10 protein-coding genes, 1 tRNA gene and 1 pseudogene are annotated in these 13,914 nt (G+C 61.2%); 6 read left to right on the top strand and 6 right to left on the bottom strand.

What is annotated here, in order from left to right; all coding sequences use genetic code 11:
* Positions 1 to 4 precede the first annotated feature (4 nt).
* Positions 5 to 988 carry a substrate-binding domain-containing protein gene (locus HGP17_RS21675; RefSeq protein WP_168812532.1) on the bottom strand — a complete coding sequence of 328 codons (984 nt, stop codon included), beginning with the start codon at positions 986 to 988 and terminating at the stop codon, positions 5 to 7.
* A 195-nt stretch (positions 989 to 1,183) separates the two neighbouring features.
* Positions 1,184 to 1,639, bottom strand: coding sequence for a MarR family transcriptional regulator (locus tag HGP17_RS21670; protein ID WP_168812531.1), 456 nt, complete (start codon positions 1,637 to 1,639; stop codon positions 1,184 to 1,186).
* Between the two features lie 72 nt (positions 1,640 to 1,711).
* On the opposite strand from HGP17_RS21670, the gene HGP17_RS21665 reads away from it, so the two are divergent.
* Complete coding sequence (locus HGP17_RS21665) at positions 1,712 to 2,872, top strand: NAD(P)/FAD-dependent oxidoreductase (protein WP_168812530.1); 1,161 nt, start codon at positions 1,712 to 1,714, stop codon at positions 2,870 to 2,872.
* A gap of 70 nt (positions 2,873 to 2,942) precedes the next feature.
* Here the strand turns inward: HGP17_RS21665 and HGP17_RS21660 are convergent, their stop codons facing one another.
* Positions 2,943 to 4,529, bottom strand: coding sequence for an aldehyde dehydrogenase (NADP(+)) (locus HGP17_RS21660; protein ID WP_168812529.1), 1,587 nt, complete (start codon positions 4,527 to 4,529; stop codon positions 2,943 to 2,945).
* A gap of 223 nt (positions 4,530 to 4,752) precedes the next feature.
* Here HGP17_RS21660 and HGP17_RS21655 point away from each other — a divergent pair, with 223 nt between their 5' ends.
* Positions 4,753 to 6,267 (top strand): mechanosensitive ion channel family protein, encoded by a 1,515-nt coding sequence (locus tag HGP17_RS21655; RefSeq protein WP_168812528.1) that lies wholly within the window; start codon positions 4,753 to 4,755, stop codon positions 6,265 to 6,267.
* Here the strand turns inward: HGP17_RS21655 and HGP17_RS21650 are convergent.
* A complete protein-coding gene (locus tag HGP17_RS21650) occupies positions 6,264 to 7,781 on the bottom strand; it encodes a carboxypeptidase (protein ID WP_168812527.1) in 1,518 nt (505 codons plus the stop codon). The genes HGP17_RS21655 and HGP17_RS21650 overlap by 4 nt on opposite strands.
* Before the next feature lie 216 nt (positions 7,782 to 7,997).
* Here HGP17_RS21650 and HGP17_RS21645 point away from each other — a divergent pair, with 216 nt between their 5' ends.
* Positions 7,998 to 8,729 carry a dienelactone hydrolase family protein gene (locus tag HGP17_RS21645; protein WP_168812526.1) on the top strand — a complete coding sequence of 244 codons (732 nt, stop codon included), beginning with the start codon at positions 7,998 to 8,000 and terminating at the stop codon, positions 8,727 to 8,729.
* Positions 8,730 to 8,792: 63 nt separating this feature from the next.
* Here the strand turns inward: HGP17_RS21645 and HGP17_RS21640 are convergent, their stop codons facing one another.
* Positions 8,793 to 9,485, bottom strand: coding sequence for an isochorismatase family protein (locus HGP17_RS21640; RefSeq protein ID WP_168812525.1), 693 nt, complete (start codon positions 9,483 to 9,485; stop codon positions 8,793 to 8,795).
* A 247-nt stretch (positions 9,486 to 9,732) separates the two neighbouring features.
* Here HGP17_RS21640 and HGP17_RS21635 point away from each other — a divergent pair, with 247 nt between their 5' ends.
* The 3 genes and pseudogenes from HGP17_RS21635 to HGP17_RS21625 all read left to right on the top strand — a co-directional run.
* Positions 9,733 to 10,623 (top strand): amino acid ABC transporter substrate-binding protein, encoded by an 891-nt coding sequence (locus HGP17_RS21635; protein WP_168812524.1) that lies wholly within the window; start codon positions 9,733 to 9,735, stop codon positions 10,621 to 10,623.
* 198 nt (positions 10,624 to 10,821) lie between these two features.
* On the top strand, positions 10,822 to 13,383 hold the full coding sequence (locus tag HGP17_RS21630) for an FAD-dependent oxidoreductase (RefSeq protein WP_168812523.1): 2,562 nt from the start codon (positions 10,822 to 10,824) through the stop codon (positions 13,381 to 13,383).
* Positions 13,384 to 13,468: 85 nt separating this feature from the next.
* Positions 13,469 to 13,699, top strand: a pseudogene (locus tag HGP17_RS21625) (ABC transporter ATP-binding protein); the annotation flags it as partial.
* Between the two features lie 91 nt (positions 13,700 to 13,790).
* Here HGP17_RS21625 and HGP17_RS21620 read toward each other — a convergent pair.
* Positions 13,791 to 13,867: transfer RNA gene (locus tag HGP17_RS21620), tRNA-Met, on the bottom strand.
* Positions 13,868 to 13,914 lie beyond the last annotated feature (47 nt).

Genomic DNA, 13,914 nt, shown 5'->3' with positions numbered 1-13,914 from the left:
AATGTCAGGACTGGGTTGCGAGATTGCGCACGGTCCCACCGGTGCGAAGCCGATAAGGCACGGTCAGATGGCGGGACGGCGCCGCATTTTCCGCCATGTCGAGCAGCAGCGAGGCCGCCGCCGCCCCCATAGTTCCGTCCGGTATCTCGACGGTCGTCAAGGACACCTCCGCCAGCAGACCAAGGGAAAGCCCGTCGAAGCCCGCCACGGAAATATCGCGCGGAATCGAAAGCCCCTGTCGCCGAAGCGTGCCCATGACACCAAGCGCCAGAAGATCGTTGGAGGCTATGATGGCCGTTGGCCCCAAGCGCGCAACGGCATCCGCGAGATCGAGATGTTCCAGGTTGTTGACGAAGGAAATCTCCAGCGCATCGAGCGGCGCCTGCCGCGCGGCTTCCATAGCCTTCAAGTGGCCGAGATAGCGCAGCTTCGCCCGATCAGAGCCCGAGAAGTGGCCTGAGATGAACAGGATACGGCGATGCCCCTTCTGCAGGAGATGATCGGTCAGATCACGACCAGCGCCGAAATTGTCGGTCGCGACGGCCGCTGTGAAACGCGCAGTCGGCAAATTGCCGAGCAGCACCGTCGGCGGCAGGGCGGATGACAGAAGCAGGCTGCGCTCCGGATCGCAGAGCGTCAGGATAAGCCCGGTCGGCTGCTGCTGCAGCAGCGAGGCGACGGCATCAGCCTCCTGCGCCGGATCATAATTCGATTGCGCAATCAGCACGCTGTGCCCGGCATGCAGCGCCCTGTTCTGAATGCTGGAAAGCGATGCCGCGAAGACGGGATTGGTGATGCTGGGAATGAGCACGCCGATCGCCGGTCTTCCACTGCCGCTGCGGCTGCCGGCACGATAGCCAAGCTCCGCCGCTGCACGGCGCACGCGCCGCACCATCTCGTCGCTGACGGGACCGTTGCGGTTCATCACCCGGCTTGCCGTCGCCACCGAACAACCGGCGCGAAAGGCGACCTGCTGGAGCGTCGACATGATATCAATCACCTCCAGCTTCGAGTTTCAGATACAGGCTCTCATAGCCTGTGGAATGGCGGGGATTTATATCAGTCGGATGACACTTATTTGACGGAGCCCTTGAGGCCACCCGGCAAATCCGCACGCTCAAGGGAGATCACCTGCCAAAGACCAAGTCAGGGATGATTTCGCCGACGCCGGCGAAAGACCATTCTAAGATGCATCCTCCTCGGCGATCAGTCGATCCAGGTTCTGGTTCAGACGACGCATCAGGTGCACAAGCGTCTCGACCTCATCGTCGCTGAAGCCGGCAAGCATGTTCGCCCGCCCCTCCTCCAGCGCCTGACGCGCAGCCGGCAGTCTCTCGACTGCGAGTTCGGTCAACGTAACCAGACTGCTGCGCCCATCGGCCGGATCAGGCGTGCGGCGGATCAAGCCATCGCGCTCCATGCGCGCCAGCATCTGCGCCATCGACGGCTGCTCGATCTTCGCGAATTTCGCCAGATCCTTTTGGGACATCTGGGCCCCGTTGCGAAGCAGGTAGAGCACGGGAAGCTGCCCGATATTGAAGCCCAGCGCTTTCACGCGCCTCTCGCCAAGACGCGAAAAGGCGCGAGACGCCATGTTGATCAGCGGCGCCGGCGTATCGAACAGATCCCAATCACTCATTACTGCCTCTTGCATAGGTACCTATGTTAATTTATATAGGTACCTATCTACAACAATACGAGACCCCTGTCCATGACGTCCCATCCCCGCATCGCCATCATCGGCGCCGGTCCCGGAGGCTTGACGCTCGCGCGCATTCTCCATCAAGCCGGCGTGCACACCACTATTTTCGAGCGTGAAGAACATTCCCTTGCGCGACCGCAGGGCGGTACGCTCGATCTTCATGCAGAATCCGGCCAATTGGCGCTGCGCCGCGCCGGCCTGCACGAGGAGTTCAGCAAGATCGCCCGCTACGAAGATCAGGGAAGCCGGCTCTACGACAAGGACGGCACGCTCATCTTTGCCGATGACGACGCCGATGAGTCCGACAGGCCGGAAGTGGACCGCACGGCGTTGCGGCAAACGCTGCTCGCCTCCTTGCCGGCGGAGATGATCCGCTGGGATCGCGGCCTGCATGCAGTGCGCCCGCTCGATGACGGGACGTACGAACTGGTGTTCGAAAGCAGCACGACTGGCCCGTTCGATCTCGTCGTCGGTGCCGATGGCAGCTGGTCGAAGGTGAGGCCGCTGGTGTCTTCCTACCGCCCGCAATATAGCGGCATCACCTTCATCGAATTCGGCATCGATGATGTCGACGAGAGCCATCCCGAGCTTGCAGCCCTGGTTGGTCGCGGCAAGATCGGCGTCGAGGCCGATGGAAGAGGCCTGATCGTCCAGCGCAACGGCAACGCTCATCTGCGCGGCTACGCGATTTTTCGCGTTCCGACGGAATGGGCCGAAAGAACATTCGATTTCGCCTCACCGGCAAAAACTCGCGCGCGGCTTGCCGCCGAATTCGAAGGCTGGGCGCCAAGCATCGTTGGCCTGATCGAAGCCAGCAACGACCACATCGTGCCTCGGCCGATCTATGCACTGCCGGTCGGCCACCACTGGCAGAACCGCATCGGCATTACGCTTCTTGGCGATGCCGCACATGTTATGTCGCCTTTTGGCGGCGAGGGCGTGAACGCCGCAATGCTGGACGCGGCAGAACTCGCCCGCCAGCTTCTTGAAAACGATGACTGGAAAGTCGCCGTCAAAACCTATGAGGCGGAGATGTTCGAACGCGTCGTCGAGCCCGCCGAACATGCCGCCGAAGCGGTCGCGACCGAACTTTCCCATCTCGGAGCGGAACTTTCCCTCCAGCATTACCAGGCGCATCTCGACGCCCGACTTCAGGGCTCGGCCGCCTAGCATCGTGCAAACGAAAAGCGGGCCTGATGGCCCGCTTCAAATATCGTAGCTTATCGCATAGGGGAGCTGATCAGCTGCCCTTGCGCACGCCATCGAGCAGATGCGGCAGCGATTGCACGCTCCCGTCACGAAGCTCGGTCGGCAAAAGGCCCGCCGGGAGATCCTGATAGGAAACCGGGCGGAGGAAACGGCGAATGGCCAGCGTTCCCACAGACGTCGTGCGGCTGTCCGAGGTTGCCGGGAAAGGGCCGCCATGCACCATGGCATGAGAAACTTCGACGCCGGTTGGCCAGCCATTGGCGAGAATGCGGCCGGCCTTGCGTTCCAGAACGGGTACCAGCTTGGCAGCCGTCGCATAGTCTTCCGCTTCGATCTGCAGCGTCGCTGTGAGCTGGCCTTCAAGCTTTTCCGCAACAGCGATCATCTGGTCGACATCCTTGCAGCGCACGAGAAGGCTGGCCGCACCGAAAACCTCGTGGCCCAAACGCTCGTCGCCCAGGAACTGCTCGGCCGCGGTCTCGAAGAAAATACCGGGGCTGCGATTGACGCCTTCGGCGGCAGCACCGTGAGCCACGGTCTTGACCGCGTCATGCTCCGCCAACGCAGCAACACCCTTGTCGAAAGCGGCATGAATGCCCGGCGTCAACATCGGCGCCGGCGCACGGCCGGTCAACGCCCCGCTGGCAGCCTGGACGAACCGGTCGAGATCGGGGCTCTTGATCGCAAAAAGCAGGCCCGGATTGGTGCAGAACTGACCGGCTCCGAGCGTCAACGAGTCGATGAAACCCGTGCCGATCGCTTCGGCGCGGGCCGCAAGCGCAGCCGGGAAAAGGAAGACGGGGTTGACGCTGCTCATCTCGGCATAGACCGGGATAGGCTCGGGACGGGCAGCCGCAATTGCGCCCAGCGCCAGGCCGCCGCCGCGCGAACCGGTGAAGCCGACGGCCTTGATGCGGGGATCGCGAACCAGCGCAGCGCCCGTCTCGTTGGCGCCCGTCAACAGCGAGAACGTGCCTTCCGGCAGGCCGCAAGCGGCAACGGCGGCGCGGATCGCGCGGCCGACAAGTTCGCCCGTGCCCGGATGGGCCAGATGACCCTTGACAACAACCGGGCAGCCGGCGGCAAGCGCCGACGCCGTATCCCCACCGGCAACCGAGAAGGCGAGCGGGAAATTGCTCGCACCGAACACGGCAACCGGACCAAGCGGGATCTGGCGCAGGCGCAGGTCGGCGCGCGGCAGCGGCTTGCGCTCCGGCAATGCGGGATCCATACGCAGATCGAGCCACTCGCCGGCGCGGACAACCTGCGCGAAGAGCCGAAGCTGGCCGACAGTGCGGCCGCGCTCGCCCTGCAGGCGCGCGACCGGCAGGCCGGTTTCTTCCGTCGCCCGCTCGATCAGCGCATCGCCAATTTCCATGATGTTGTCGGCGATCTTTTCGAGAAATTGCGCGCGTTCCTCGGGGCTGGTGGCGCGGTAGGCATCGAACGCCTGAGCCGCCAGTTCGCATGCCTTTGCAACATCGGCCTCGCTGGCAATCGCAAAGGCCGGCTCCAGGTTTGCGCCGGTTGCCGGATTGACGGCACGCGCTGTTCTGTTGTCGCCGGTGGAATCTGAGCCGATCAGCAGATCGCCGCGAATCTCGAAAGACTGTGTCATGGGTATTCCTTGATGATTTCAGAGCGCGAAAGGATGCGCTCCACGAGCAGATAGCAGGATGGGATGACACATGTAAGATGATAATCGTCATCTAATTATCAAGGCATATAATGGAAGATTGACGTGTTGAGGCTTTCAACGTTGCATAGCCCCCATATGGCGTTGCCGTATCTTTCGTGCCAATTTAGCAGCCATCCGAAAGACCGAGTGCGGCAAAGTTCACATGTCCATAGCGCTTCTTGGTGATCCGATCGTCCAGTTCTGCATTCTGGTTGTGATCGGCACTTTTATCAGTCGCATCATGCTGCGCCACCAGCGTGCCGGACGGCTTATCGGCCAGGTCGCCTTCTTCGTCTCGCTCACCGTGCTTTTGCTGTATCATGGCATCGTACCCTACGAGCCTAGCCCACCACAGAATTCGGTGGCGCTGCGCACATTTACCAGCGTCGCGAAGATCGTGTGGTGGGTCAACGGCGCCTGGGTGCTGATCGCCTTCGTGCGGCTGTTCCTGATCTTCGAGCGCAAGCCCCGCGAGGGCCGGCTTCTGCAGGATCTGATCGTCGGCATCATCTATCTCGGTGCGATCCTCTCCATCGTCGCCGATGTCTTCAGTGTGCCGATCGGCACCTTGATCGCCACGTCGGGCGTCTTCGCCATCATTCTCGGTCTGGCACTTCAGAGTACGTTGAGCGATGTCTTCTCGGGCATCGCCCTCAATCTCGGCCGTCCTTACTCGGTCGGCGACTGGATCGTCCTCGAAAACGATATTCAGGGCCGGGTCGTCGAAACGAACTGGCGCGCCACACAATTGCTGAGCGGCACCAACGATCTCATCGTCATCCCGAACAGCATCCTCGCCAAGACACGGCTCACCAACCTCTCCTCACCCGACGAAAGCCACGGCGCCACCGTAACCGTGCGGATCCAGCCGACGACGCTGCCGCGCATCGTCGCCGATCTCATGCAGAACGTCCTGATCAGCTGCAACACCATCCAGAAGAACCCGGAACCCAGCGTTGCGATCAACTCCGTCGATGGGCAGGCGATCGAGCTGCAGCTGTCGTTTCGCGTGCGCGACATGTCCATGACAACGGCGGCAAAGAACGAACTCTATGATCTTCTTTACCGCCACACGAAAGCAGCGGGGCTGAAATTTGCCGGGCCGCCGGGTGCGCTCGTGCTTCCGAGCGAACAGAAGACGGAGACGCCGGCCGAGCAACAGCATGCTCCGGGTACACCATGGCGGCTCGTGAGCAATATCCCGATATTCTCGTCGCTGACGGAAGACGAGAAGGAACATCTGGCATCGCGTATGCAGCGCCGCACCTATCGCAAAGACGCGGTGATTGCCGAGCAGGACGCCCGCATGCGGGCGCTGACGATCGTTCGCTCCGGCGTGGTCAGCGTTACCAGACGCGAGGGACATCGCCAGATCGAGCTGACGCGTCTCGCACCGGGGGATTATTTCGGTGAGAACGGCCTGCTGATGGGGTCGGGCGAAGTCGGCACCGTGCGAGCTCTGACCTTCGTCGTCACCTATGAAATCGGCGAGGATTGCCTCGCGCCCCTGCTGCACGACCGACCGGCGCTCGCAGAAGAGCTCGCCGCCATCATGGAGAAACGCATAGAGGCCGAGCGGCATCTGTTCGCCAACGCCGATCTGCACGTCCACGGTACGGCGGTCAGCTCGCTGAGCTCACGCATCAAGCACCTGTTCCAGCTGCAACAGCACGATTAGTTCGACTTGGCCGCCGCGGGCGCCTGCGTCGCATAGAAGGCCTTGGCATCGCCGGTAAATTGCTCGCGCGACGCCGGCCGCGTGTAGAACATGTGGCCGCCACGATAAAGCTTTAGCGCGACACGATCAGCAAATGCCGCCGGCATGTGGTCGAGCACATATTTGTTGACGCTGAAAGGGATGACGAGATCGCTATAGCCCTGCCCCACCATCACACGGAAGGACGGGGAAAGCGACAACAGCTCCTTGAGATCGTCGGAAACACCGGCAGTCAGGCGCGAGCCGCCGTTACGGCCGCCCCACTTCCACTCCCTGTTCACCGAGTTCGACAGCAGCGTGTAGGTCATGTCGGTGTGGAAACCGAGCTCATCCCGCGCATAGCTCGAAAAGGCACCCCCATAGGCGCGCACGAAGCCATCGAGCACCGGATCGCCGCCATGATCGTCGTCGGATTGCGGATATGGATCCGGCGCGAGAAAGGAGGCGTCATAGGCGCTCGCAACGTCAGTACCGCCGCCATCGACATGCTTTCGATAGACATCGCCCAGAAACCCCTGGTTCTTGGCAACCACATCCTGCGGAATACCCGTCAGCTTTGCCACGCGACCATAGAAATCACGGCCGGTATCGCCTGAGGGCGGCGGCCCGGCGAGAGCGGGCAGATATTCGCGCAAGGCGAAAACCTGGGCATCCTCGACCGCCTTTTCACTGAAGGCATTCTTCCGCTCCAGCTCAGCTGCGGCGAGCGAAGGCAATTCCAGCGATGCGGCGAAGGGATCGTCGCCGCCGCCGAACACCAGCCGCCCCTCGAGCAACGGCGACAGCATGACGATGCCGGAAATCAGAATGCCCTGATCCTGTCGCAGACTGTCGGCGACCTTGACGGAGCGAAAGCCGCCATAGCTCTCCCCGAGAATATATTTCGGCGAAGTCGAACGACTGTTATGCGCGGTATAGAGCGCGATCGCCTTCGCCAGGCTCTCGGCATCGCTGGCCACACTGTAGAAATCGTTCTGATCATCCGCCTTGGCGGCGCGGCTCCAGCCGGTGCCGATCGGATCGATCAACACGAGATCAGTGAATTCAAGCCAGCTTTGCGGGTTGTCGACGAGCTTTGCATTGACGCCGTCACGCCCGTCAGCACCGAAATCAAGAACACGCGGGCCGACAAGTCCGAGATTGAGGAATGCGGAAGCAGCACCGGGTCCACCATTGAAGACGAAGGTCACGGGCCGGTTCGCATCACGGTTTTTCGCGACATAGGCGGTGTAGAAGACCGCCGCACTGCGCTGTCCATCCTGGCCGAACAGATCAAGCGTTCCCGCCGTTGCCGTATAGGGCACGGTCTTGCCGCCTACGTTCAGCACATGCTCGCTCACCGCATCGGGCGGCAGCAATGACAGCACGCCGCCGCCGGCAGGCGAGCTCCGTCCCGGTTCTGGCGATGCGGCCAATGCAGGCGCGGATATCATAAAGGCCAGCACAAGGCCGGGAACCATCTGGCGAAAAGACATGAAATCGCGTCCTCCAAAGGTTCATCGCGTAGACGTCATTGCCGGCGATACTATGTCACGGAGGGCACCGGCCGAAACTCAAGAGATGTTGATCGAACAACCATCGGGCCGCATTTCTTGGACCAGTAACACTCTTGAGGCGTCTCCCGCCCTTTGCCAAACTGGCCCGAGGCACCGGGATGTTCAGCCGATAAAAACATCGCAAGGAATTCGATGATGAAACAGGATATCGAAATCAAGACGGCCGACGGGACCGCCAAAGCGGCTCTCTTTCGCCCCGAAAATGGCGCGGACGCCAAGCACGGCGTCATTCTCTACATGGACGCCATGGGACCCCGCGCCTCGCTGCAGGAAATAGCGCAGCGGCTGGCCGATGCCGGCTATGTCGTATTGCTTCCCGACCTCTTCTATCGCTTCGGTGCATACGGTCCCTTTGACGGGAACGCCTTCAATGACCCCGCCTCCCGCGAAACAATCCTGACCATGTTGCGCGGCACCACACAGGAAATGACGAAAGCGGACAGCGCCGCCTTTCTCGAGGTCCTGTCGGACGCCGGCGTCCAGGCGCCGGTTGGGGTGGTCGGCTATTGCATGGGCGGAGGTCGCGCCCTGACGGCGGCCGCCGCTTATCCGGACCGCATCGCAGCTGCTGCGAGTTTCCACGGTGGCAATCTTGCCAGCGACGCGGAAGACAGTCCGCACCGCTTTGCCGCCGATATCAGGGCACGCGTCTATGTCGGCGTCGCCGGCGTTGACAACAGCTTTCCGCCGGAGCAATCAGCCCGCCTCGCCGAAGCGCTCCGCACCGGCGGCGTCGATCACATCATCGAAAACTATGTGGGCATGGCGCATGGCTGGACCGTGCCGGACCATGGCATCTATGACGAAGCCGGCGCCGAACGGCATTGGAAGCGGCTGTTGAACTTGTTCGACGAGGCTTTGGCTTAAGCCTGATCGTCAGGGGATATTCGTTGCCGTTGCCGGCAGGATATCCCCTTTTCAGATCCGAGATCAGAACTTGATCCGGTCGATGCTGGTCAGCGTCGTTTTCTGCGAGACCCCCGGCGCATTGACCATGTGCCAGGCCACATATTGCTCGCCGTAAAGCTCGGTGGACGACATGCCGTCGACGGGCAGCACGATGTTCATGCCGTTGAGCGCGGCATCCGTCGCCGTATCGAGCACAGCCCCTTCGGACGCAGTGCCGGTGACGATGATTGTCTTGATGTCCTTGTCGGAGAGTATGGTTCGCAGATTGGTGCCGATAAATTTGTCCGGCCCGGATTTGACGATCGGCTCGCTCGCCAAGGGCGCCAGCGCCGTTGCGATATCCGGCGCCTCGCCAGCGCCGGCGAGGCTGAAGACGACGAGCATTTCCTTGGCGCGAGCCTGATCGAGGAGGGTTTTGACCTTGGGTACGGAGATCAGGCAGCGCGGCTTGGTTTTCTCGTTGCACGGTCCCTTGGTCGGGTCCTGCGCACCATTGAAATCGAGGATCAGCAATGCCGTCGTCTTCGGATCGACCGTGACGGATTTCAGCTCCGGAGCCGCCGGCGGTTTCACCTTCTGCCAGTCATCGATGATCGTCTGTGCCGCTGCCGGCGTGGCCAAAGCAGCGCCCAGAACCGAAATACCCAGGTAAAAAGCGAATGCCGCCTTCCGTACCGCACGCCTTGTCGTCGTGATCAAGTTGCTGTCCTGCATCTGCATCCTCATGAGTAGACGGTCGTGCAAGACAGATAGGCCATAATGACCGGCACGGCATCGAAACTCTTCGTGATAGCAATCGGAAGCGCGCAGCAAACCCTCGGAAGGCTGACACCGCTCCCTTCCCGGATCCGGTTGCGGCAATGAGTTACGCAAGACAATCCGTCGTTGACAAAAGCAAGCCACACCATAGTCTGCGTCTAAGCCCTTGCGATGACCCACTTTTTCCATGGAGATCCGGAGCATGCCGTCAAATTGCATGAGACGACTGGTTCTGGCAGGCATTGTGCTGGCCGCAACTGCCTATACCGCTGCCGCCGCTCAGACACTCGACCTCATCGCCCAGAAAGGCACAATCCGCATCGGCTATATCAGCGATGAGGCGCCCTTCTCTTCCAAGAAAGCCGATGGCCAGCCCACGGGATACGCCATCGACCTCTGCGGCAGGGTAGCAGATGCCGTCGGGAGAAAAGTCGCAAACCTGAAGCGCAACTATATCGAGACCACGCTCGCCACCGGATTCGATGCAGTCAAGAACGGGCAGATCGACCTTCTTTGCGGCGCGCTGACCATCAATCTCGGCAGGCGTCAGAGCGTCGATTTCTCGCAGCCGATTTTCATCACCGGTGCAAGCGCGCTGCTGCGCAAGGATTCACCCGATTATCTGATGGCCCTCTTCCTTGACAGGCCGGCGACGCAAGTCTCCGCGAAACGAGCGCCGGCGACGAGCACGATCGGCGTTCGCGCCGATACCACGACCGGTGCTACGCTGCGCGACGCGCTGGGCTCGGACGTGCCGAAGACCCGCATTGCAGATTTCGCCACACATCAGGACGGCTTGGCCGCACTTGAAAGCCGCAAGATCGATGCCTATTTCGCCGACCGCGCCCTGCTCTTCGATCTCGCCTCTCACGCCCGCAAGCCATCGACGCTTGCAATCGGCAACCGCCTCTTCACGCACGAGCCCTATGGGATCGCGCTGCGCCAGGATGACTCCGCCTTCCGCCTGCTGGTCGATCAAACCTTGACCGAGACCTATCAGTCCGATGATTTTTCCAAACTCCTGACCACCTATTTCGGCGACGAAGGTCCGATTTTGCGACGCGAGATCATGATGCAATCGATCCCGCAATAGCGCTGCTGCCGCGACGAGTAGACCCCGTCGCATTCGCGACATGGCCGCTCACGATCATCTGAACGAGCTTGCACCGTTTCCAGAGGTGACGAGCTTTGCGGATGGTCGTGCAAGCATCTTCAATATGTCGTAGACAGGCTCTGGTCGTCGCCGCACACGTCATAAAATCCGTTCCAGTATCAATCAGGGTCGCACGCAATGGCAGTATTTCCTCAAAAGGCGAAGGTCGTCATCATCGGGCTCGGCGGTATCGTCGGCGCATCGATCGCTCATCATCTGATCGAGCGCGGCTGGGACGATATTGTCGGCATCGACAAGTCAGGCATCCCGACCGATATCGGCTCGACGGCCCACGCATCCGACTTCTGCTACACGACCAGCCATGATTTCCTCTCCTGCTGGACGACCCTCTACTCCATCGATTTCTACGAGAAGCTTGGTCACTACGCCCGCGTCGGCGGCCTGGAAGTCGCCCGCGTCGGCGATGACGACCGCATGGCGGAAATCAAGCGCAAGGTGACTTCGGGCAAGGCCTTCGGCACACGCGTGAGCCTGGTCGAACCTGCCGAGATCAAGGAAAAATTCCCGCTGATCGAGGAAAGCATGGTGCAGGGCGGCATGTGGGACCCGGATGCCGGCCTCGTCATCCCCCGCTCGCAGACCGTTGCCGGCAAGCTGATCGACCAGGGCGAAAAGAGCGGCAAGCTGCAATCCTTCGCCAACACCCCGGCCCAATCGCTGATCGTTAGGGATGGCCGCATCACCGGCGTCGTCACCCATCGCGGCACCATCGAGGCCGAATATGTCATCGTCTGCGCCGGCCTCTGGGGCCGCCTGATCGCCGAAATGGTCGGCGAAGACCTGCCGGTCATGCCGGTCGACCATCCCCTGACCTTCTTCGGCCCCTACAATGAATTTGCCAATACCGGCAAGGAAATCGGCTTCCCGCTGATGCGCGACCAGGGCAATTCCGCCTATATGCGCGACACCGGCGACCCGAAGACCGCCGAAGGCGGCCAGATCGAATGGGGTTATTACGAAGAGAAGAACCCGCGCCTCTGCCATCCCCGCGATCTCCTCGAGAAGCATGAAGCTCGTCTTTCGCCTTCGCAGCGCGATCTCGACATGGAACAGATCCTCGAGCCGCTCGAACGCGCCATGGAACTGACGCCGATCCTCGGCGAACTCGGCTACAATGAAGGCCACTCGTTCAACGGCCTGCTACAGGTTACGACCGATGGCGGCCCGTCCGTCGGCGAAAGCCAGAAGGTTCGCGGCCTGTGGTATTGCGTCGCCATCTGGGTGAAGGACGGTCCCGGCTTCGGCAAGCTCGTCGCCGACTGGATGACCGACGGCCGCACGCCGATCGACCACAACAGAATCGATTATTCCCGCTTCTACCCGCATATGCTGGAAGAAAAGTTCATCGAAGGCCGCTGCACGGAGGCTGCCCAGAAGATCTACAATCCCGCCGTCCATCCGCGCGAACCTTACGCCACCGGCCGCAACATCCGCCGCTCGCCCTTCTATGAGCGCGAAAAGGAGCTCGGCGGCTACTTCATGGAACTTGGCGGCTGGGAGCGCGCGCATGGCTACGCCGCCAACGAGCACCTGCTCGAGAAATACGGCGATCGCATTCCTGTGCGTGAAAACGAATGGGACAACCGCCATTTCTGGCGTGTCTCCAATGCCGAACACCTGGCGCTGAGCGAAGATTGCGGCATCATCAACCTCTCGCATTTCGCCATGTACGACATCGAAGGCCCCGACCATGTCGAGCTCTTGGAATGGCTTTGCGCGGCGAAGATCGGCGGCGACGCCAATATCGGCAAGGGCATCTACACCCACTTCCTCGACGACGAAGGCATGGTGCGCGCCGATTTCACCGTGATCCGCATGGCCGATCGCTGCCGCCTGATCGACGGCGCCGATGCCGGTCCGCGCGATTTCCATTACATGCGCCGCGTTGCCGAGGATAAGGGTTTCGACGTCACCATCACCGATGTCACCGAACGCTATGTGACGATCGGCATCTGGGGACCGAATGCCCGCACCAACCTGCAGAAGGTGGTCGAGGCCCCGGAAAATCTCACGCAGGAAAACTTCCCCTTCGCCGCGATCAAGCAGATCCGCATCGCCGGCAAGAACGTCACCGCATTCCGCATCTCTTATGTCGGCGAACAGGGTTGGGAACTGCACATGGCCTATGGCGATGCTCTCGCCGTCTGGGATGCACTGCGCTCGACCGGCGCCATCGCCGTCGGCGTCGAGACCTATGCCAACAGCCGCCGCATGGAGAAGAGCCTGCGCCTGCAGAATGCCGACCTCTTGACGGAATATAATCTGCTCGAAGCCGATCTCGCCCGCCCGAAGGTCAAGGACGCCGATTTCCGCGGCAAGGCCAAGCATCTGGAATATCGCGCCCGCGAGCATCAACCGGCCATGCTCTGCACGCTCGTGGTCACTGATAATACCGACTCCAACGGTGTGGCCCGCTACCCGGTGGGTATCCTGCCGGTCATGGACCCCGAAACCGGCGAAACCCTGGTCGACGATCTCGGCCGCCGCTCCTTCACCACCTCGATCGCCTATGGCCCAACGATCGGCAAGAACATCGCGCTGGCCTACCTACCCTGGTCTTATGCCCAGGAAGGACGCAAGCTCAATGTGGAGTATTTCGGCGAAACATACCCGGTGGAAGTCGTCGGTGTTGGCTACAAGCCGCTTTACGATGCGGAGAATTTGAAGCCGAGAAGCTGATCACTTAATTGTCGGCGGACCAACTCCCCTGCCCGCTGGGAAGCCAGCGGGCATTTTCATGCTGACTGGTTGAGAGTCTGGTGGTTTTGTACTTGGTTGCCGTGCGGAGGGTCTTTTGGTTCGACGTGTGGGCGAGGGATTGCCGGCGATTTTGGGAACACGCACGTATCTCGGGCGCGCCTACCAGTATCAATGCACGACGGCGGCCGGCGATCTTGTTGCCAATGGCGTTTTATCGGAGCCGATGATTTCGGGAGAGGCGGCGGTGCTGGTGCCCATGGCTGAGCAGTGCTGCATTCTTCAGCCAGATCGGTAGGGCGCTGAGCTAGCATCGCCAGCGAAGAAGAAGTCTTGGCGCCAGCGATAGAGCATGTCCAAGATTTCGCAAAATAGGAAGAAGAAGAATTTGGTTGCGGGGGCAGGATTTGAACCTGCGGCCTTCAGGTTATGAGCCTGACGAGCTACCGGGCTGCTCCACCCCGCGTCACCAGCGCAAATCGCGATGCGATTTGTCGCGTCAGAGCAAACTCG

This window comes from Rhizobium sp. P38BS-XIX (assembly GCF_012641435.1).
Classification (GTDB): Bacteria; Pseudomonadota; Alphaproteobacteria; order Rhizobiales; family Rhizobiaceae; genus Rhizobium.
This window is presented reverse-complemented; position numbering and strand designations above follow the sequence as displayed.